The organism is Pantoea sp. ACRSB (genome assembly GCF_022346905.1).
In the GTDB taxonomy this organism is placed as follows: Bacteria; Pseudomonadota; Gammaproteobacteria; order Enterobacterales; family Enterobacteriaceae; genus Pantoea; species Pantoea piersonii.
On the sequence record NZ_JAKRNL010000001.1, the window covers coordinates 313,910 to 334,178 of the forward strand.

General features: G+C 63.1%; 15 protein-coding genes. 2 read left to right on the forward strand and 13 right to left on the reverse strand.

The window, feature by feature from the left end:
- Positions 1 to 164: 164 nt before the first annotated feature.
- From MHZ89_RS01540 to MHZ89_RS01565, 6 genes are read right to left on the reverse strand one after another with little or no spacing between them, the layout of a single operon-like run.
- On the reverse strand, positions 165 to 962 hold the full coding sequence (locus MHZ89_RS01540; protein ID WP_311781576.1) for a glucose 1-dehydrogenase: 798 nt from the start codon (positions 960 to 962) through the stop codon (positions 165 to 167).
- A 12-nt stretch (positions 963 to 974) separates the two neighbouring features.
- Positions 975 to 2,042, reverse strand: coding sequence for an ABC transporter permease (locus MHZ89_RS01545; protein WP_311781577.1), 1,068 nt, complete (start codon positions 2,040 to 2,042; stop codon positions 975 to 977).
- Between the two features lie 50 nt (positions 2,043 to 2,092).
- A complete protein-coding gene (locus tag MHZ89_RS01550) occupies positions 2,093 to 3,625 on the reverse strand; it encodes a sugar ABC transporter ATP-binding protein (RefSeq protein WP_311781578.1) in 1,533 nt (510 codons plus the stop codon).
- 9 nt (positions 3,626 to 3,634) lie between these two features.
- A complete protein-coding gene (locus tag MHZ89_RS01555) occupies positions 3,635 to 4,246 on the reverse strand; it encodes a DUF2291 domain-containing protein (protein WP_311781579.1) in 612 nt (203 codons plus the stop codon).
- Positions 4,247 to 4,291: 45 nt separating this feature from the next.
- On the reverse strand, positions 4,292 to 5,227 hold the full coding sequence (locus MHZ89_RS01560) for a D-ribose ABC transporter substrate-binding protein (RefSeq protein WP_120452318.1): 936 nt from the start codon (positions 5,225 to 5,227) through the stop codon (positions 4,292 to 4,294).
- Positions 5,228 to 5,284: 57 nt separating this feature from the next.
- The gene (locus tag MHZ89_RS01565; RefSeq protein WP_311781580.1) at positions 5,285 to 6,082 is read right to left on the reverse strand and encodes a GolD/DthD family dehydrogenase; all 798 of its coding nucleotides are present in this window, start codon (positions 6,080 to 6,082) and stop codon (positions 5,285 to 5,287) included.
- A gap of 380 nt (positions 6,083 to 6,462) precedes the next feature.
- Between MHZ89_RS01565 and MHZ89_RS01570 the strand changes: the two genes are divergently transcribed.
- A complete protein-coding gene (locus MHZ89_RS01570; RefSeq protein ID WP_126688793.1) occupies positions 6,463 to 7,281 on the forward strand; it encodes a DeoR/GlpR family DNA-binding transcription regulator in 819 nt (272 codons plus the stop codon).
- On the opposite strand, the gene cobA is transcribed toward MHZ89_RS01570, so the two are convergent.
- The 7 genes from cobA to MHZ89_RS01605 form a co-directional block, all read right to left on the reverse strand.
- A complete protein-coding gene (gene cobA, locus MHZ89_RS01575) occupies positions 7,278 to 8,078 on the reverse strand; it encodes a uroporphyrinogen-III C-methyltransferase (RefSeq protein WP_311781581.1) in 801 nt (266 codons plus the stop codon). The genes MHZ89_RS01570 and cobA overlap by 4 nt on opposite strands.
- Before the next feature lie 11 nt (positions 8,079 to 8,089).
- Entirely contained in the window at positions 8,090 to 10,690 is a 2,601-nt protein-coding gene (locus MHZ89_RS01580) for a nitrate reductase (RefSeq protein WP_311781582.1), read from the reverse strand.
- Positions 10,687 to 14,751, reverse strand: a complete 4,065-nt coding sequence (gene nirB / locus MHZ89_RS01585; RefSeq protein WP_311781583.1) for a nitrite reductase large subunit NirB — start codon at positions 14,749 to 14,751, stop codon at positions 10,687 to 10,689. The genes MHZ89_RS01580 and nirB overlap by 4 nt, the downstream gene beginning before the upstream one ends.
- Positions 14,752 to 14,761: 10 nt before the next feature.
- On the reverse strand, positions 14,762 to 15,550 hold the full coding sequence (locus MHZ89_RS01590; RefSeq protein WP_126688789.1) for an ABC transporter ATP-binding protein: 789 nt from the start codon (positions 15,548 to 15,550) through the stop codon (positions 14,762 to 14,764).
- Positions 15,551 to 15,559: 9 nt separating this feature from the next.
- Entirely contained in the window at positions 15,560 to 16,426 is an 867-nt protein-coding gene (gene ntrB, locus MHZ89_RS01595; protein ID WP_311781584.1) for a nitrate ABC transporter permease, read from the reverse strand.
- Complete coding sequence (locus tag MHZ89_RS01600; RefSeq protein WP_311781585.1) at positions 16,423 to 17,688, reverse strand: CmpA/NrtA family ABC transporter substrate-binding protein; 1,266 nt, start codon at positions 17,686 to 17,688, stop codon at positions 16,423 to 16,425. Before MHZ89_RS01600 ends, ntrB begins: the two co-directional genes overlap by 4 nt.
- Positions 17,689 to 17,994: 306 nt before the next feature.
- Positions 17,995 to 19,224, reverse strand: coding sequence for a nitrate- and nitrite sensing domain-containing protein (locus MHZ89_RS01605; RefSeq protein WP_311781586.1), 1,230 nt, complete (start codon positions 19,222 to 19,224; stop codon positions 17,995 to 17,997).
- A gap of 498 nt (positions 19,225 to 19,722) precedes the next feature.
- Here MHZ89_RS01605 and MHZ89_RS01610 point away from each other — a divergent pair, with 498 nt between their 5' ends.
- Positions 19,723 to 20,217, forward strand: a complete 495-nt coding sequence (locus MHZ89_RS01610; protein ID WP_311782239.1) for an SH3 domain-containing protein — start codon at positions 19,723 to 19,725, stop codon at positions 20,215 to 20,217.
- Positions 20,218 to 20,269 lie beyond the last annotated feature (52 nt).

Here is a 20,269-nt window from a genome sequence, read left to right on the forward strand (position 1 = left end):
GGCGTAGTAAGGCGTTTTTCGGCTAATTAACGAGACCTGTCTCACAAAATGCATGAAATTTATTTTAACACAGCAGAATTTATTTGCAGGAAAAGCGGGAAAACAGCGGAAAAAGAAGGGAACAGGCTGGATAAACACGCGGCTTATCCAGCGGGGAGAGCGAATCAGGAGAAAATCAGTCCGCCATCGACGTTGATGGTCTGGCCGGTAATATAGCGCGCATCCTCAGAGGCGAGGAACGCCACCAGCCCGGCGACATCCTCGGGCTGGCCAGCGCGCTTCAGCGGAATGTTTTGTACCCACTCCGCCATCAGCTCGCCCTTGCCATATTTTTTCTGCCCGGTGCTGAGGATTTCGCCCCAGACGCGATCGTTATAATCCCACATCTCGCTTTCGATAATGCCGGGACAGAAGGCGTTCACGGTGATATGCCAGGGCGCCAGCTCCAGCGCCAGGCTCTGGGTAATGCCGATAACGCCCATCTTGCTCGCCGCATAGTGCGGCGTGTAGATAAATCCCTGTCGCCCCTGGCCCGACGAGGTATTGATCAGGCTGCCGCCGTTCTGCTGCACCATATACTTCGCCGCTTCGCGACAGCAGAGCCAGACGCCGGTGGTATTTACCGCCAGCACCTTCTCGAAATCCGCTTTCGGCATGGCATCGAAGCGATCGATGGTAATCACACCTGCGTTCTGAATCGAAACGTCGATCCGGCCAAAGCGCTCAAACGCCTGCTGGTAAAGCTGCCGCACCGCCGCTTCATCGGTGACATCCGCCTGCAGCGCGAGGATCTCGCTGCCGTACTGCCCCTTCAGCGCCTCGGCGGTGGCGAATACCCGCTCGGCGTTAGACACCATCACCAGGTTCGCGCCGTCGCGCGCAAAGCGCTCAGCGATGCCCGCGCCGATGCCGCGACAGGCGCCGGTTATCACTACGGTTTGTCCTTGAAAATTACGCGTCATATTGCCCTCCGCTTATCCATGACTGACTTCAGATACCGATGTCGACTGCTGCTTTTTTTCATGGCGACGCAGCAGCACCACTTTGCTTTGCAACCGTTGCTGGAACTGGTCGATCACCACGGCGGTGACAATCACCAGCCCCTTGATCACCATCTGCCAGAAGTCGCTGACGCCCATCATCACCATGCCGTCGGCAAGGAAGACGATAACGAACGCGCCGATAATCGAGCCGGAGACGCGCCCGCGGCCGCCCGCCAGCGCCGTACCGCCCAGCACCGTGGCGCCGATAGCGTCCATCTCAAACATGTTGCCGGTCATCGGGTGCGCGGTTTGCAACTGCGACGCCACCACCAGCCCCACCAGCCCGGCGCAGAGGCCGGAGAAGGCATAGACGAAAATCTTTACCTTTACGATCGGCACGCCAGCCAGCCGCGCGGCCGACTCATTGCCGCCGGTGGCGTAGATATAACGGCCCAGCGGCGTTTTGCGCGTCAGATAGAGTCCGAGCAGCAGAAAGGCCACCATCAGCCAGATCGGCAGATAGACGCCGAGCAGCGTGCCGGAGCCGAGAAAGGCGAAGCCGGTGTTGCCCAGCGCCGGCATGCCGACCAGATTGGCGTAGGTGCTGCCGTCGTTAAAGAGCAGCGCCGCGCCGCGCGCCACGTACATCATGCCGAGGGTGCAGATAAAGGGCGCGACGCCGAGCCGGGTAATGACCGCGCCGTTCACCAGCCCGATAATCACGCCAAACAGCGCCACCGTGAGGATCACCTCCGGCACGTTAAGAAACAGGGTATTGCCATGCCACAGCGGCACGCCGCTGGTGAGCAGCGCGCCCGCTACCATGCCGCAGATGCCCGCCACCGCGCCGACCGAAAGATCGATGCCGCCGGTAAGGATCACCAGCGTCATGCCGATCGCCAGCAGCCCGGTAATGGCGACATGCTGCGTCATAATCAGCAGGTTTGACGGCGTAAGAAAGTTCGGCACCATCACGCTGAAAAAGCCGATGACAATCAGCAGCGCGATAAAGGTGCGCGCTTTCAGCAGGTACATATAGAGCAGGTATTTTTGGTTCATCATCTCTCCTGCAGGCGGTCACAGCCGCCCGTCAACGCGGAAACCCGCGGCTAGTCATGCGGCGTCGAGGCCGTAATCAGTTTCTCGCGCGTCGCTTCGGCGCGGGTTAAGTCGGCGGTGATACGTCCATCGGCCATGACCAGCACGCGGTCCGCCAGCGCCATCACCTCATCCAGTTCGGAAGAGGAGAACATCACCGCCAGTCCCTGCTGCGCCAGCGTGCCGATCAGGTGATAGACGTCGGTTTTCGCGCCGACATCGATGCCGCGCGTCGGCTCATCCAGCAGCACCACCTGCGGCCCGGTCATCAGCGCCTTGCCCAGCACCACCTTCTGCTGGTTGCCGCCGCTCAGGGAGGTAATGGGCAGCTCGGGATCGCTGACTTTAATCGCCAGGTGCTGGATCATCTCGTCCACGCGCCGCTTCTCTTTCGCGGGATGCAGCAGGCGCAGCGCGCGGCGAAAACCGCGCAGGCTGAGATCGGTCAGCGTCATGTTGGCGGTGATCGACATCAGCTGCACCACGCCCTCGCCCTGACGATCCTCCGGCACCAGCGTGATGCCGCGCTTCAGCCGCTGCTGAAAGCTGCATCGCTCCAGCGCGCTGCCCGCCAGCCGTACCTTGCCCGCCTGGCAGTGCATCAAACCGATCAGCCCCTTAAACAGCTCGGTGCGCCCCGCCCCCAGCAGGCCGTAAATGCCGATGACCTCGCCTTTGCGCAGCGAGAAGCTGACGTCGTTCAGCCGATAGCCGCCGTTCTGATGCAGTGCGGTCAGGCCCTCCACCTCCAGCACCGTTTCGCCCTGCGGCGCCGCCTGATAGTCGAAGTGCTTTTTCTTGTCGCCGACCATCTGCTCAATAATCCAGGGCACGCTGGCGTCACGCACTTCGCGCTCGCTGATAAAGCGGCCGTCGCGGAAAATGGTGATGTGGTCGCCGATCTCCATCAGCTCCTCCAGCCGGTGCGAGATATAGATAATGGTGACGCCGCGCCGCTTCAGCTGGTCGATAACGTTGAACAGCACCTTAACTTCCGACTGGCTGAGCGCGCTGGTCGGCTCGTCCATAATCAGCACGCGTGTGTCTTTGGAGAGCGCCCGCGCGATCTCCACCAGCTGCTGGTGGCCGATGCCAAGCTCGCCCAGCGGCGCGCGAGGATCGACATCCAGCTCCAGCCGTTCAAGCAGCGATTTCGCCAGCGCGTACTGGTACTTCTCATTGATCACTCCGCGCTGAAAGAACTCATTGGCGATAAAAATGTTGTCCATCACGTTCATGTTGGGAAACAGGTTCAGCTCCTGAAAAATAATGCTGATGCCCTGTTTTTCCGCCTGATGCGTTGAGGAGAGCGACACCGGCTGACCGTCGAGCAGGATTTCGCCGCTGGAGGGCGTCTCCACGCCAGCCAGCATCTTCATCATGGTGGACTTGCCCGCGCCGTTTTCGCCGATCAGCACGTTGACCTTGTTGCGGTAGACGCGGTAGTTGACCTGATCGAGCGCGGTGACGCCGGGATAGATGCGCGACAGGCCGCGCGTCTCGATAATCACCTCGCTGGCCGTGTCCGTCTGGGAATACTGCATAGCCGCTCCTTACTGCCGCGCGATGGCGACAGGCGTCACGTTGGGGATCTGCTGCGGCACGTCCCAGCTGCTGAACACGCCCGTCAGCTGAACCTTGTCGCCCACTTTCGGTTTGAAGGCGGTCATCATGCTGGAGGCCTGCTGATTGATGGCGCGGCCGTAGTCGCCGAACAGCACCTGATCGTTGAAATCCTGATAGCTCGCCCCTTTAAAGGCGTCGCGCAGCGCGGTGCCGGGGATAATCGGGCCGGTCTGCACCGTTACGTTTTCGCCGGAGCGATCTTTCACCGTCATGCGGCCATTGCGCGACGTGGTATTGACCGCCGTCACTTCGCCGCTGAGGCTGACGCTAAAGACGCAGGGATTTTCCGCCTGGCTGCGGTAGCCGAGGGTGCTGCAGGCGGTATCGAAATCTTTCGCCGACTGCAGCGCCTTCAGCAGCTCGTCCGCCGGTTTTGCGTCGTGCTGCACCTGCGGCACCAGCTGCTCGCGCCACGTCCGGGCGATATTCGCCATTTTTGGATTAGGCGGATTTTTCAGATCCGCCAGCTCCTGCTGCGACACAATGCGGCAACCGCTGAGCACAATCATGGGAAGCAGAAGCCAGAGTCGTCTGTCCATTTGTTTCTCCTGGCGCCCACCGGGCATGGGCGCCGCTGCGATTAATTACGACTTAAAGTTGAAGTCCTGCACGCCGCTGGCGTTATCCGGCGTAATCAAAATGCCGCGGAACATTACGCGCTGCTTCGCCGGTTTAGTGCCTTTCTGAATGAAGTTATCCAGGTCGGTGACGCCCTGCGCGGCGATAGCCTGCGCCTGCAGCATAACCGTGGCCTTCAGCGTGCCGGCCTTCACCGCGTCGCGCTCGTCGTTGCTGCCGTCGATGCCGACCACGGTGACGTCGTCGCGTCCCGCCGCCTTCAGGGCGGCAATCGCGCCCAGCGCCACCGGACCGTTGCCGCAGATCACCCCTTTTACATCCGGATGCGCCTGCAGGATGCTGTCCATAATGCGCTTGCCGTCGATTAGGGTGCCTTTCGCATCCTGCCGCGCCACGCTCTGCATATCGGGATACTGGTCGAGCACCTGATGGAAGGATTTAGATCGCGTCACGCAGTTGTTATCCGCCAGGTTGCAGGTCAGTTCGGCGTATTTGCCCTTCTCGCCCATCTTCTCGACAAACACGGTGGCGACGTCGGAACCGGCCTGGAAGTTGTTATGGGTGATCTGCTCCAGCGCCACGTCATCCACCGGGATTTCGCGGTTGATCAGCACCACCGGAATACCGGCGTCTTTGGCTTTTTTAATCGCGGCGACGCTGGCGGTAGAGTCGGCGTTGTCCAGAATAATGCCCTGCACTTTTTTACCGATGGCGGCGTCAATCAGCTCGCTCTGCTTCTTCACATCCTCGCCGTGGGAGAGCACCGAGGTTTTGTAGCCCAGCGCCTGCGCCTTCAGGTTGGCGCCTTTGGCTTCCGAGGCGTAGTAGGGATTATCCAGCGAGTTAACGAGGATCATAATGGTGCCTTTCTCCGCCGCGAAACCGGCGCTGGAGAAGAGGCTGGCGGCTATGGCGGTGCACAACAGGGAGCGGATTTTCATAATGATGTTCTCTCTTTTAGTTGTAGGGTCGTGACGCTTCAGGGATGAGGTGTTGCATTACCAGATGGTGAAACCGCCATCGATCATCAGATCGGCGCCGGTAATCATGTCGCTGCCGTTGCTGGCGAAAAACAGCACAGCGGCGGCGATTTCGTCGGTGTAGGCGAAGCGCCCTAAGGGGATCAGCTTTTTCATCTGTTCGCCCTTTTCGCCGCGCCAGGCTTTTTCGCCCATCGGCGTCAGCACCACGGTGGGCGAGAGGGTGTTAACGTTGATGCGGTGCGGCGCGAACTCTTTCGCCATCACTTTGGTCATGCCGAGCAGGCCCGCTTTCGCGGAGGTATAGGCGACGTGATTGTCGATAGCGATCGAAGCCGCCTGCGACGCGATATTAATGATTTTGCCGCCGTTGCCCGCCGCGACCATGCGTTTGCCCGCCGCCTGGGCGCAGAGAAAAGGCCCGGTCAGATTGACGGCGATCTGCTTCTGCCATTCGGCGAAATCGGTCTCCAGCACCGGCTGTAACATTACGTAGCCGGCGCAGTTGATCAGAATGTTGATCTGGCCGTAGTGGCGCGCCACCTCGTCAAACGCCTGCTCCACCGAGGACGGGTCGGTTACGTCGCAGGTAACGAACAGCACCTTATCGGCGTCAAAAGTGTCGCGCAGGCTGGCTACCTTTTCCGCTTCGAAAGGGGGATAGAGCAGCGCCAGGCGCGCGCCTTTCGCCAGCAGCATCTCGTTGCTCGCCATGGCGATACCTCCTAACCCGCCGGTCACCACCGCCACTTTGCCGCCAAGATCCAGGTTGCTGTCAACGCCGTAGCGCAGGTTTACGTCATATTCGCTGCTCATCTGTTCCTCTCTTGTCTCTTGCTGGCGACCGGTCCAGTTAAAAACGGATTTTTTCCGGGCTTACGGGATATTTGATTTTCGAACAAAAATATAAGCTATCGAAACGCAATGGTATGTGGGTGAGATCAAATTTTATACACCTCGCAGCAATTATTTTTATCCCCTTGTTTTAGCGTAATATCGTCTATACAGCGCAGGTGTGGCATGGATAAAGACGCTACGCGAACCCAGTGCATTCAGTAACATGCGGCTATATCATTTTCGTTCGAAAACAAAAAGCGCAATGGGTCGTCTCGCATTCGCTAAAAGTGCGGGGTAAACTCAGCGACAGGCGTTTACTCGCCCGGAAAGACCGGGTTTGAGAAGAGGGAGCATTTCGATTGAAAAGCAAAATTGAGCAGCTTGCCGATATGCAGCAGCGTCGTGAAAAGATTCTGGAGATGATCCGTGAAGACGGTACGGTAACGGTTAAGGCGTTGACGGAAGTCTTCGGCCTGACGGAGGCGACCATCCGCACCGACCTGAGAATGCTGCAAAAGCAGGGCTTTGTGCAGCGCTATCACGGCGGCGCGACGCTGATGACCGGCAAGCAAAATACCGGCGCGCTGCTGCTGGAGCGGCAAACCCATCTGGAAGAGAAAGAGGCGATTGGACGTCTGGCGGCGCAGCATATCGAAAACGGCGACACGGTGATTTTCGATTCAGGCACCACCACCACCGCTATCGCCGAGGCGATCGGCCATATTCGCCGTCTGTCGGTGGTGACGACGGCGGTCAATATCGCCCTGAAGCTGGGCGGCGAACCGGGCATCAACATTCTGCTCACCGGCGGCACCTTTAAATTCCCGACACTCTCCACCTCCGGCGAAAAGGCGGCGCGCTTTTTTGAAAACGTGCTGGCACAAAAGCTGTTCCTTGCCACCGCCTGCATTTCGCCGCGCCTGGGCCTCAGCTTTCCCAGCGAGACCGATATCAAAGTGAAAATGGCGATGATCAACTCCGCCAGTACGGTTTATGTAGTGGCGGACTCCAGCAAAATCGACAAGGTGTCGATGTTCGCGCTGCCCTGCGACTGGAGCCATATCCACTATCTGATCACCGATGACGGCATCAGCGCGGCGCAGATCGCCGCCTTTGAAGCGCTCGGCGTTAACGTGCTGGTCGCCTCGCTGCCGCAGGCGCAGCGCCGCGCGGTTTAAGCCTGGGCGACGGCGGCGCTCTGCTGCGCGGCTGACGCGTAGCGCACTACTTCCCCAACAATCAGCAGCGACGGAGAGACCGGCCGCTGCTCCTCTACCGTCTGCGCCAGCCCGGCCAGCGAGGTGATCAACACCCGCTGATCCGCTCGCGTGCCGTTCTCGATAATCGCCACCGGCGTATCCCCCGCGCGGCCCTGGCGCTGAAGCTGCGCGGCAATCGAGGCGCTCCAGCGCAGCCCCATATAAAACACCAGCGTCTCGCGGGCGTCGCTGAACGCCCAATCCGCCAGCTGCGGCTCGCCGAGTTTGCCGTGGCCGGTGATCAGGCGCAGCGACTGGGCGCAGTCGCGGTGCGTCAGCGGGATATTGCTGGCGGCAGCGCAGCCCACGGCGGCGGTAATGCCGGGCACCACCTCGCAGCGCACCTGCGCCTGCTGCAGAAAAGCCAGCTCCTCGCCGCCGCGCCCGAAGATAAAGGGATCGCCGCCTTTCAGACGCACCACCTCGCGGCCGCCGCGCGCCAGATCCACCAGCAGCTGATTGATCTCGCCCTGCTTCAGCCCGTGGCGGCCTGGCTGCTTGCCAACGTCGATACAGAGCGCCGAGGCCGGCACCTCCGCCATCACCGCCTCGCTCACCAGCCGGTCATAGACCACCACCTCCGCCTGATGCAGCAGCCTCAGTGCTTTTACCGTCAGCAGCTCGACGTCGCCCGGCCCCGCGCCCACCAGCCAGACGCGCCCTTCTCCTTCGCCCGGCGACAAAAGTTTATTCAGTGAATCGATCGCGTTGGTCATAGCATTCTCCGTTACGCCGTCGCTGGCGTTGATAACAGCAGTTTCAGTTCAGGCAGGCAGGAGCCGCAGTTGGTGCCGCACTTCAGCGCGACGCCCAGCGCCGCAGGCGAGTCGCAGCCCTGCGCCACGGCCTGCCTGATCGCCGTTTCACCGACGCCGAAGCAGCTGCAGATGATGCGCCCCGCGCCGTTGCCCTGCGCCGCCCGGCCCGCCAGCAGCGCAAAACGTCCGGTGGCGTCGGCGGGCTGCGTGCGAAAGGCGGCGGCGATAAGTTCATGGTCGAGCAGCGGCAGGCGCGGCGCGGCGTAGAACGCCAGCTGCAGTTCGCCCGCGCGCCATGCCAGCAGCCGATACTCTCCCGCCGCGCCCTGCGCCTGCTGGAGCTGCATACCCTGGGTTGCCAGCTGCGCCTGCGCCCAGTCGCGCGCGTTGCCGTCGCCCGCCAGCGTCAGCCGCTGCGCGCCCGATTGCGGCGCGCGCGCCCAGTAGCGCAGCCCGGCCGGCGCAGCAACTTCGCGCTGCCACAGCCAGCCCTGCCAGCCGGTGCGCAGCGGCTGGATACGCACCGCCGTCTGCTTCAGCGCCGGCTGGCCCGACACAGGACAGCAGCGCGCCGTCACCAGCGCATCGACGTTGCTCTGCAGCGCAAACTGGCGGTTCCAGTGCATCGGCGCAAACAGCTCGTTAAGCCGCATACCGCTGTCGAAACGCACCCGCCCGATCATCCAGCCATGCGTCGACTGCACCCGCGCCAGCTCGCCGCTGACAAGGCCCCGGCTCTGCGCCGTTGCGGGATGCAGCGCGATAAAAGGCTCGTCGATATGCTGCATCAGGCGCGGCACGTCGCCGGTGCGCGTCATGGTGTGCCACTGATCGCGAATGCGCCCGCTGTTCATCAGCAGCGGGTACGCCTCGCTGGTCGGGTCATCCAGCGGCGCAGCGCAGGGCAGCAGCCGCGCTTTGCCGTCAGCATGGAAAAAGCGGCGATCGCTGAACAGCCGGGCGCAGCCCTGCGGGAAGCGCGCGTTAACCGGCCACTGCACCGGCTTCAGCCGATCCCACGCCTCGTTACTGAGCTGCGCCAGCCCGCTGATGTCAAAGGCGCGCTGCCCCTGGTTTTCAAAGCCGGAGAGCGCGGCGTGTTCGCGAAAGATTTCCGCCGGATGCTGCCAGCCGAAGGCGTCGCCGAAGCCGAGCCGCTGCGCCACCTGCGCCAGCAGCCACCAGTCCGGCTTCGCCTCGCCGGGCGGCGGGGCAAATGCGCGCTGGCGCGAGATGCGCCGCTCGGAGTTGGTGACGGTGCCGTTTTTCTCGCCCCAGCCGAGGGCGGGCAGCAGAATATCGGCGAACGCCGTGGTGTCGGTATGCGCCATCACGTCGGAGACGATCACCAGCGGACAGGCGGCAAGCGCCTGCGCTACCCGGTTGCCTTCGGGCATCGATACCGCCGGGTTGGTGCCCAGGATCCACACCGCCTTCACCTCGCCGCGCGCCACCGCCTCAAACAGCGCGACGGCGGTCAGGCCAGGCCGACGCGCCACCGTCGGGCTGCCCCAGAAGCGCTGCAGCCGGTCACACTCCGCGTCGCTGAAACCCATATGCGCCGCCAGCTGATTCGCCAGTCCGCCCACCTCGCGTCCGCCCATGGCATTAGGCTGACCGGTCAGCGAGAACGGGCCGCAGCCCGCGCGGCCCAGCTTGCCGCTCAGCAGATGAGCGTTAAGGATAGCGTTGTTGTGGTCGCTGCCGCTCGCTGACTGATTAATGCCCATGCACCAGAGCGTCAGCACGCGATCGCTGCCGGTAAACAGCTGATAGAACTGGGCAAGCTGGTCGCGATCCAGCGCGCAGGCATCCGCCGCGCGCGCCAGCGTCCAGGGCCGCGCGGCCTCCAGCGTCTCCGCCACGCCGTTCAGGTGCGGCAGCATCTCGCTGTCGATGGCGTCATGCTGCGCCAGCCAGTTAAGCAGGCCGCTGAACAGCGCGCCGTCGCTGCCCGGCCGCAGCGGCAGGTGCAGATCCGCCAGATCGGCGCTTGCGGTGCGGCGCGGATCGATAACCACCACGCGCATCGCCGGGCGCTGCTGCTTCGCCTGTACCAGCCGCTGATACGCCACCGGATGCGTCCAGGCGGCGTTAGATCCTGCCAGCACCACCAGATCCGCCTCGGCGAAATCTTCATAGCAGCAGGGCTCCGCATCTGCGCCGAAGGCGCGCTTATAGCCCACCACCGCCGAGGCCATACAGAGTCGGGAGTTGGTGTCGATATTGGCCGCGCCGAGATAGCCCTTCATCAGCTTGTTGGCGACGTAGTAATCCTCGGTAAGCAGCTGCCCGGAGGCGTAGATCGCCACCGCCTCCGGGCCGTGTCGATCGATAATGGCGCGCAGGCGTGCGGCGGCGCTCTCCAGCGCCGCATCGAGCGATACGCGTTCGCCATCCACCTGCGCCCACAGCAGCCGTCCGCTGGCGTGCAGGGTTTCGCCCAGCGCCGCGCCCTTGACGCACAGACGTCCGAGGTTCGCCGGATGGCTGGCGTCGCCCGTGACCGCGCCGTCGGCGCGCACACTGACGCCGCAGCCAACGCCGCAGTAGGGACAGGTGGTATTCATGAGGCCTCCGCCATCAGCTTCATCGGCCGGTTCGCCACCCAGATGCGCCCCGCTTCCAGCTTCACCGGCCAGCAGCGCAGCTGGTGCTGCGGGTTGTCGAGGCTCTGCCCGTCGCGCAGCCGCACGCGCTGTTTATAGAGCGGCGAGATCACCACCGGTTCGCCCGCCACATCGCCAAGAATGCCGCGCGACAGCACGCTGACGTCGCTGCCCGGCTCGCGATCCTCCAGCGCGTAAAGCGCGTCGCCGAAGCGGAATAGCGCGATGCGCTCGCTGCCGAGCCGCGCGCCGATGCCCGCCTGCGGCGGCACCGCCGTAAAGTCACACAGCGCGCTCCAGGGTTCGGCGGGCAGCTGCAGCAGCGGGATACGCGACTGCGCCGCAGGCTGGCGCTGCTCGCGCACCCGGTCGTAGTGCAGCGTCTCGTCCGGCCGATCGCTGTTGACTGCGGCGGTGAAGAGCGCGCGTCGCGACGGATCCGCCAGCGTGGTTTGCCATTCGCACTGGTAGCTTGCGACCACATGCTGCATCTCTGCCTCCAGCGTCGCCGCGATGCCCAGGCTATCTTCAATGACCACCTGACGCAGATAGTCGAGGCCGCCTTCGAGGTTATCCATCCAGACGCTGGTGCGCTGCAGCCGGTCGGCGGTGCGCACATAGAACATCAGGATACGGTCGACGTAGCGGATCAGCGTCTCGTCGTCGAGATCGCTGGCGAAGAGATCGGCATGGCGCGGCTTCATGCCGCCGTTGCCGCAGACGTAGAGATTCCAGCCCTTCTCGGTGGCGATCACGCCAATATCCTTGCTCTGCGCTTCGGCGCACTCGCGGGTGCAGCCCGATACTGCCATCTTGATCTTGTGCGGCGCGCGCAGCCCCTTGTAGCGGTGCTCCAGCGCAATGGCGAAGGCGGTAGAGTCCTGCACGCCGTAGCGGCACCAGCTGGAGCCGACGCAGGATTTTACTGTGCGCAGCGATTTACCGTAGGCGTGGCCGGTTTCAAAGCCTGCCGCCAGCAGCGCTTCCCAGATGGCGGGCAGCTGGTCCAGCCGCGCGCCAAAAAGATCGATACGCTGGCCGCCGGTGATTTTGGTGTAGAGATCGTAGCGCGCCGCCACTTCACCGATAGCGATCAGCCCCTGCGGCGTGATCTCGCCGCCCGGCACGCGCGGCACCACGGAATAGCTGCCATCTTTCTGGATATTGGCGAAATAGCGATCGTTGGTGTCCTGCAGCGGCAGGTGCGCCGGTTTGAGCAGGTAGTCGTTCCAGCAGGAGGCAAGCAGCGACGCCGCCAGCGGCTTGCAGACCTCACAGCCGTGGCCGCGCCCGTGGGCCGCCAGCAGGGCGTCCCAGCTCTTTAGCTCGCCGACGCGGATCAGGTGATAAAGCTCCTGACGCGAACAGGCGAAATGCTCGCAAATATCCTTTTTCACCTCGACGCCGAGGTTCGCCAGCTCGCTCTCCATAACCTGTTTGACCAGCGCCGAACAGCCGCCGCAGCCGGTAGCCGCGCGGGTACACTGCTTCACCGCCGCCAGATCGCCGCAGCCGCTCTGCACAGCGGCGCAGATGTCACCCTTGCTGACGTTATGGCAGGAGCAGACCTGGGCGCTCTCAGGCAGCGCCGCCACGCCCGATGTGCGGGCCGGTGCGCCCGCCAGCGCGGGCAGGATCAGGCTCTCCGGCGCGTCAGGCAGCGCCATCTTATTCAGCATTAGCTGCAGCAGCGTGCTGTAGTCGCCGCTGTCGCCCACCAGTACGCCGCCAAGCAGGGTCTTACCTTCGCCGCATACGACGATTTTCTTGTAGACGCCTTTAGGTTCGTCAGTCCAGAAGTAGCTCTGGCTGCCTGGAGTGCGGCCATGCGCGTCGCCGAACGAGGCGACCTCAACGCCAAGCAGCTTGAGACGGGTGCTCATATCCGCGCCGCTAAAGGCGCTCGCCTCGTCGGCGAGGTACCCCGCCAGCACCCGCGCCATCTGGTAGCCGGGCGCTACCAGGCCGAAGACCTGCCCGTTCCAGAGCGCGCACTCGCCGATGGCGAACACCGCGTCGTCGCTGGTCTGGCAGAGGTCGTTGATCTCAATGCCGCCGCGCGGCCCGAGGGTTAATCCCGCCTCGCGCGCCAGTTCGTCGCGCGGACGGATGCCCGCCGAAAAGAGCAGCAGATCGGTGGGCAGGGTTTCGCCGTCGGCGAAGTGCAGCGTCAGGCTGCCGTCCGCCTCGCGGTCGATGCGCTGCGTCTGCTTAGCGGTATGCACCTGCACGCCAAGCGCGTCGATTTTCCGCCGCAGCATCTGCGCGCCGCCCTCATCCAGCTGCACCGCCATCAGGCGCGGCGCGAACTCGACCACATGCGTCTCCAGCCCGAGCTGTCGCAGCGCGTTGGCCGCTTCCAGCCCCAGCAGGCCGCCGCCGATTACCACGCCGCGACGGCTGCCGCGCGCGCAGGCGGAGATAGCGTCGAGATCGTCCAGCGTGCGGTAGACGAAGCAGCGCGGGTCGTCGTGGCCAGGGATGGGCGGCACAAAGGCGCGCGAGCCGGTGGCGAGCACCAGCTTGTCCCATGCCAGCTCGTCGCCGCGGCTGTCGCGCAGGCTACGCTGCTGACGATCGATAGCGACGACCTGACAGCCGCTGCGCAGTTCTATGCCGTACGCGGCAAAAAAGCTCTCATCAACCAGCGATAAATCCGCCGCGCTTTTGCCGTCGAAAAAGGAGGAGAGATGCACGCGGTCATAGGCGGGCTGCCGCTCTTCGCCGTAGACCACGATGTGATAGCACTGATGCAGCGCGCGCGCCACCAGCTGCTCAAGGAAATGGTGACTGACCATGCCGTGACCGACCACGGCTAATACCGGTTTACTCATCATCGGGCTTCCTGCAGCCTGCGGCTGCGCTTCGGGTTGATTATCAAAAAGGGTGTGAAGAGCGGCGTTTTCGCCCGCCTGTAGTGTTGCCAGCAGCGGCGCGGCCTGCTGGCAGTCGCCGTAGAGCAGCACGCCGCACAGGCGACCGTCGCGCAGAAACAAGCGGCGATAGTCGCCGGAGAGAGGATCGAAGCTGGTGCAGCTCTCCGCCTCGCGAATATCGCCCGCGCTGAACAGCGAGATGCCGCTCACCTTGAGGCGGGTGCCGTTTTCCTGGTAACGGAAATCAGCGATTGGCCGATCGGCCAGCTGCGCTGCCAGCACGTCCGCCTGCGCCAGACAGGGCGCCACCAGGCCAAAGGTTTCGCCGCTGATTTCGCAGCATTCACCGAGCGCGTAAACGTCGGGTCGCGCGCTGCGCAGCTGGCGATCCACCAGGATGCCGCGCCGACAGGGCACGCCCGCCGCCGCCGCGACGGCGATCTCTGGTTCAACGCCGATGGCGATCACCACCTGCGCGGCGGGCAGCGTGCGGCCATCTGCCAGTACGACGCCCGCTGCGGTCACCTCAGCCAGTCCGCTGTTAAGCTCCACGCGCAGGCCGCGCGATTCCAGCTGCCTGCACAGCAGCGCCCCCGCGTGGGCATCCAGCTGGCGATCCAGCAGCCAGGCTTTATGGTGCAGCAGCGTCACCTGGCGCCCCTGCGCGTGCAGCGCGGCAGCGGCCTCGATACCGAGAAAACCGCCCCCCAGCACCACTACCGGCCCCGCGCTGGCCAGCAGCGCATCGACATCCTCTTTCGTGCGAAAGCCGTAGACCTGCGGCTGCGAAATGCCGGGTATGGCGGGCAGCCGCGGGCGCGAGCCGGTGGCGAACACCAGCCGATCCCACGCCAGCGCGCGCCGATCGGTGCGAAGCTGACGCGCAGCGAGATCGACCGCCTGCGCCGTTTCGCCCGCCAGCAGCGTGACGCCCTGTCGCTGGTACCAGTCGTGCGAGTGAATCAGCGTCTCCTCGAAGCTTTTCTCACCCGCCAGCACCGGCGAGAGCAGCACGCGGTTATAGTTGCCGTACGGCTCGCGTCCGATCACCGTGATGGCGTAACGATCCGGCGCGAGACGCAGCAGGTTTTCCACCATGCGCATTCCCGCCATGCCGTTACCCACCACCAGCAGCCGTTGCTTCATATGCGGCTCCTCAGGCTGCCGAGGTCTGTTTTTCATAAAGGAAATGCAGGATCTGCTGGCGTAGCTGGTGGTAGCGCGCGTCATCCGCCAGCGCGACCCGCGAACGCGGCCTGGGGAGATCGATATTCAGTATCTCGCCCACCTTCGCCGCCGGGCCGTTGGTCATCATCAGCACCCGGTCAGAGAGCAGCACCGCCTCGTCAACGTCGTGGGTGATCAGCACGATCGTGGTGTTCAGCTCCTGCTGAATGCGCATTACGCTCTCCTGCAAATGCGCGCGCGTCAGGGCGTCGAGCGCGCCGAACGGCTCGTCGAGCAGCAGGACGCGCGGCTTCATCGCCAGCGCGCGCGCAATACCGACGCGCTGCTTCATGCCGCCGGAGATCTCGCCGGGACGCTTGTGCATCGCATGGCTCATCTGCACGCGGTTCAGGTTGTGCTCAATCCACTCCGCCATTTCCGCTTTATCCATACGGCCGTTGAACACCTGCCGCACCGCCAGCTCCACGTTCTGCCAGGCGGTCAGCCAGGGCAGCAGCGAATGGTTCTGAAACACCACCGCGCGCTCCGGCCCTGGCCCGGCGATTTCGCGGTTATCGCACAGCAGCACGCCGCTGCTCGGCGCGGTCAGCCCGGCGATCAGGTTGAGCAGCGTCGATTTGCCGCAGCCCGAGTGCCCAATCAGGCTGAGGGTCTCTCCTTCATGGATGTCGAACGAAACGTTATCCAGGGCGAGGAAGTCGCCGCCCGCCGTCGTAAAACGCTGACTGACCTGCTGAACGCGAATAATCGGTGACATAGCGGCTCCTTATTTATCCCAGGTAAAACGGCGGGCCAGCAGCATCAGGCCCTGCTCCAGCAACAGCCCCACCACGCCGATAACCAGAATGGCGATGAGGATGTTCTCCACGTTGAGGTTGTTCCACTCGTTCCAGATCCAGAAGCCGATGCCGAGGCCGCCGGTGAGCATTTCGGCGGCGACGATGACCAGCCAGGCGATGCCGATCGACAAACGCACGCCGGTCAGCACCGCAGGCAACACCGCAGGAAAAAGGATGCGGCGCATCACCGTCCACTCTGAAAGCTGCAGCACGCGCGCCACGTTGAGGTAGTCCTGCGGAATACGCTGCACCCCTTCGGCGGTGTTGATCACCATCGGCCAGATGGAGCAGATAAAAATGGTCCAACTGGAGGCAGGCTCAGCGCGCTGAAACAGCAGCAGGCCGATGGGCAGCCAGGCTAACGGGCTGACCGGACGCAGCAGCGCGACGATAGGGCTGAACATGCGCGATACAAAGGTGAAGCGACCCAGCAGAAAGCCCGCGGGGATCCCCACCAGCGCCGCCAGCCCGAACCCGACGGCGACGCGCTGCAGCGAGGCGAGCACGTTCCAGCCGATGCCCTGATCGTTCGGCCCGGCGTTATAAAAGGGATCGGCGAACAGCGTCAGCGCCGCCTGCCAGGTGGCGTAAGGCGTCGGGAAGCCGCTGCTCCACAGCGCGGCGATCTGCCACACCAGCAGCATCAGCAGCAGACCGCACAGCGCCGGGATCAGGCGCTGCATCAGCGGACGCAGACGGGGCGGACGGACCGCGCGTTTCGGTGTCAGGTTGAGGGTGACAACAGTGCCGGGCTCGACGGCCGTCGGCGCGCTTATCTGAGCGATTTTCTTCATTTCTGCTTCTCCTGGCGGTTCAGGGCGAAACCGGCGGCGTAAGCGGCAGGATCGCTGCCGTTCCATACCTTGCCGTCTATCAGGGTGCTGCTGCGCAGTTCGCTTTGCGGCAGCGCGACGTTTCCGACGGCTGACGCCGCCTGTTTGTAGATGTCGATACGGTTGATCTGGCGCGCCACCGCAAGGTAGTCCGGCTCGGCGCTGAGCATGCCCCAGCGCTTCATCTGGGTCAGGAACCACATGCCGTCGGAGAGCCAGGGGAAGCTCACCGCGCCGTCGTGGAAGAAGCGCATCGGATGGGCCTCCTGCCAGCTTTTGCCGAGGCCGTCCTGGTACTGCCCGAGCATGCGTCCTTCGAGGGTTTCAACACGGGTATTGATCCAGGCGCGCTGCGCCAGCACCGCGGCGGTTTCGCGGCGGTTATCGTCGGAGGCGTCTATCCAGCGCGCCGCCTCCAGCACCGCAGCGGTCAGCGCGCGGGCGCTGTTAGGAAAGGTTTTGACCCACTCGGCGCGGGTGGCGAGGATCTTCTCTGGATGATCCGGCCAGATCTGCTGTGAGGTCGCGACGGTGAAGCCGATGTTGTCGCTGATGGCGCGCTGGTTCCACGGCTCGCCGACACAGAAGCCGCTCATATTGCCGATTTTCATATTCATCACCATCTGCGGCGGCGGCACGACCAGGGTGCGCACGTCGTCAAAGGGATGAATGCCCGCGCTGGCGAGCCAGTAGTAGAGCCACATGGCATGGGTGCTGGTGGGAAAGGTATGCGCGAAGGTAAAGGCGCCTTTCGGCTGGGCCGCCACCGCACGCTTCAGGCTGGCGGCGTCGGTGATGCCCTGGGCCTTTAGCTGACTGGAGAGCGTAATCGCCTGGCCGTTGTTGTTAAGCGTCATCAGGCTGGCCATATCATGCTGCGGCCCCGCCACGCCCAGCTGCAGGCCGTAGATCATGCCGTAAAGCGCGTGGGCGGCGTCCAGTTCGCCGGAGGTGAGCTTGTCGCGCACCGCCGCCCAGCTCGCCTCTTTGCTCGGCTGCAGCGTCAGACCATATTTTTTATCGAAGCCCTTCACCGCCGCCATCACCACCGGTGCGCAGTCGGTGAGCGGGATAAAGCCGACGCGCAGGCTGGCCTTTTCCGGCGCGTCTGAACCGGCGGCCCAGACGGCGCTGCGCAGCCCCGGCAGCAGATATGCGCCGCCAGCGACGGCGCTGGCGAGTAATAACTTGCGCCGTGAGGCGGAAAAAGAGGAGTGGCTCATCGCTCGCTTCCTGAAAAAAGAGAATAAAAAAAGGCGTCCGACCGACATGCCTGCGCATGCGGATGGACGCCTTTATCCAGAGCACTTGTTTCGCCGCCGTTGGCGAAACAGGTGCGAATTCATTTAACCAGCTTCATTTAAATCAGAGCAAAGAGCGTGCCAGCTTGCACAGCCCGCGGCGACACGGCTTCTGGCGCGGCTAATCCAGACGAATGCACTCCGCTAACGCAGCGTGCGCACAGCCGTTGTGCATCTACCTCTCATGAGGTAGCGGCTGCGCGCGTTGCTCTCTGACCCGCGCTTTACTCATTGCCCTGCGGGCGGCTGCGCCATTGCGGCGACCGCCAGTACCGCCTGGGCGATATCAATAATGCGCTTATTCTGGTTCATGGCGCTTTTGCGCAGCGCCTGCCACGCGGCCTGTTCGCTGTAGTCATGCTGCTGCATTAGCCAGGCTTTCGCCTGATCGATCACCCGCCGCTCCTCCAGGGTGGCGCGCATCGTCGCCAGCTCGTCCGCCTGGCGCTGCAGACGCTGCGCCTGCTCGCGCACCAGCGACAGAACCGAGCGGCCAAGCTGATGCGCCAGCCCGTCGCTGTGCAGGTGGGTCTGCTCCTCCGGCAGCCAGTCGGCGCCGGCGATATAGAGGCTGAAGCTCTGATCCGCCGCCTGAATCGGCTGTGCGGCCTCGCTTTGCGCGGCATGGATAGCCTGACGGCAGCGGGTCATCAGCGTAGCGGTAAGGTGGTCTTCAAGGGTTTTCATCTGGTCGATGCGGGCGCTGAGCAGAGAGAACCAGCGCAGCGTGCCCGACTCATCCGCCTGGCCAAGCGTGCAGGCGATGCGCCGCAGCCGCTCGACTTCCCGGCTGGCGGCGGCGAGCGGACGCCAGCGGGCCAGCGCGTCGGCGTCGGCAAACTGGCTGAAGGTGGCGAAGCTCTGCTCCTGCGCCGCGATAAGCGCCACCATACGCTGACGCTGCGCCTCGCTGAAGCGTCCGGCGGCGAAACCTGCCGAGCCGGTCGCGCGCTCCTGTCCCGCCAGCTCCTTACCCTGCATAAAACTGAACAGCGCAATCAGCGCGCGGGAAATATCGGGATGGCTGGCGGTATCGGCCGCCTCGAACACCAGGTTCAGCAAGGTACGGATGACCTGGTTGAACGCCTGCATCGCCTGCGCCTGATCGCGCTCGCCCGCCAGCATCTGCGCGCGCAGCGCAGGCAGCGCCGCCAGCGTCTGCAGCGCGGCGGCGATCAGATTGCAGAAGCGGCTGTCGCCAGGATGGGCGGCGGCGGGCGGTAAGGCCTGTGTAAAGTCCCGGATCGCGGCGCCCACCTCCTGCTCGCGCGCCAGGCGCTCCTGGCCAAACAGCCGGCCCTGGGAGCAGATCCAGATATTGCTGGCGCCGCGCTCGCGTTGCAGCTGGTGGATCAGTTCGCTCAGCGCCGCAATCAGCTGGCCGGTCTGCAGCAGTCGTTGCAGGCTGGCGATATCGCTGTCGCGCGATGCCTGGAGGTATGCCAGCGCGTCGGTCATGGGGATCACCTTCTCATTTGAGTCCTGTTTTCAGGGCAAAATGAAGCAAAAGCTGTGCCGCTTTAAGAAAAGAATGCGATCGCCCTCACCCGGATTTTCTGAAAATGATAGGCGTGCAAAAAGTGCCAAGCGTAACCCATAGCGCAGAAGCAATTAAAAAAATTTAATAATTTCCTATTCCCTGAGACGCATGACAAAATAGGCTGCTTCATAATTCATCGCGTTACGTTATTCATTAGTAAATTTCGTTTAACTGAACTACTCAGCGACGTTTTTTGGCATTTTTGCGCGCCGTGCGCCAGGCTTGCTAGCATGGCTTTAGCGTGAGCGCAATGGTTTGAAATCTCAAAAGTCTTAGGTAGACTGGATGCAGTACTATCCTGATGTAATTTGTCCGTTTTTTTAGCTGATGCTGTGAAGGCATGATGCAGCACGCAGGTCGTCACAGGGATGACGATGGCGGCGTATTATGCAGTTACTCTGATGAAATCGAGGAACATGGTGAAAAAGAGTCTTGCGTTAATGCTGCTGGCGACATTGACCCTTGCGGGCTGTAAAGCACCGCCGCCGTCTGTCACCGATGACACGCTGGTCACCAGCGAAGTCAATGGCGTTAAGTTAGTTCATCGTCATGCGGTCGCCGCGCCTGCCGAATTTACCCCGGTTAATGAGACCTGGCGCGCGCTCTACGCAGCTTCGGTGATGACCACGCCCGATTATGGCGGCAAAGTGGTGCGTTACCTTGAAAACGGTAAGCCGTTCGAAGTGCTGGGCAGCGTCGAAAACCACTGGCTGGCGATCGCCGACCAGGCTGACGGCCCGCTGATTGGCTATGTTCCGCTGAAAGCGGGCGTGGAAAGCAGCCGCTACGACGCAACCCTGCGCAGCGATCGCCCTCGCCCGCGCGGTAAGAATAAGCAGGTCTGTGTCGATGTCGGCGGCGCCAGTAAAGCGTGCCGCACCAACGATACCGCGACCTGGATCTTAGACTGATAATGAAATCCGGCGCATATTGCCAGTACGTAATCCCTGAGCTAGCCACTCA

Bases quoted from the DNA above. Each gene is read 5' to 3' on its own strand.
- MHZ89_RS01540 (WP_311781576.1), bottom strand. From the start codon at position 962: ATGACGCGTAATTTTCAAGGACAAACCGTAGTGATAACCGGCGCCTGT.
- MHZ89_RS01560 (WP_120452318.1), bottom strand. From the start codon at position 5,227: ATGAAAATCCGCTCCCTGTTGTGCACCGCCATAGCCGCCAGCCTCTTC.
- MHZ89_RS01550 (WP_311781578.1), bottom strand. From the start codon at position 3,625: ATGCAGTATTCCCAGACGGACACGGCCAGCGAGGTGATTATCGAGACG.
- MHZ89_RS01600 (WP_311781585.1), bottom strand. From the start codon at position 17,688: ATGAGCCACTCCTCTTTTTCCGCCTCACGGCGCAAGTTATTACTCGCC.
- nirB (WP_311781583.1), bottom strand. From the start codon at position 14,751: ATGAAGCAACGGCTGCTGGTGGTGGGTAACGGCATGGCGGGAATGCGC.
- ntrB (WP_311781584.1), bottom strand. From the start codon at position 16,426: ATGAAGAAAATCGCTCAGATAAGCGCGCCGACGGCCGTCGAGCCCGGC.
- MHZ89_RS01545 (WP_311781577.1), bottom strand. From the start codon at position 2,042: ATGAACCAAAAATACCTGCTCTATATGTACCTGCTGAAAGCGCGCACC.
- MHZ89_RS01580 (WP_311781582.1), bottom strand. From the start codon at position 10,690: ATGAATACCACCTGTCCCTACTGCGGCGTTGGCTGCGGCGTCAGTGTG.
- MHZ89_RS01565 (WP_311781580.1), bottom strand. From the start codon at position 6,082: ATGAGCAGCGAATATGACGTAAACCTGCGCTACGGCGTTGACAGCAAC.
- MHZ89_RS01590 (WP_126688789.1), bottom strand. From the start codon at position 15,550: ATGTCACCGATTATTCGCGTTCAGCAGGTCAGTCAGCGTTTTACGACG.
- MHZ89_RS01610 (WP_311782239.1), top strand. From the start codon at position 19,723: ATGGTGAAAAAGAGTCTTGCGTTAATGCTGCTGGCGACATTGACCCTT.
- MHZ89_RS01555 (WP_311781579.1), bottom strand. From the start codon at position 4,246: ATGGACAGACGACTCTGGCTTCTGCTTCCCATGATTGTGCTCAGCGGT.
- cobA (WP_311781581.1), bottom strand. From the start codon at position 8,078: ATGACCAACGCGATCGATTCACTGAATAAACTTTTGTCGCCGGGCGAA.
- MHZ89_RS01605 (WP_311781586.1), bottom strand. From the start codon at position 19,224: ATGACCGACGCGCTGGCATACCTCCAGGCATCGCGCGACAGCGATATC.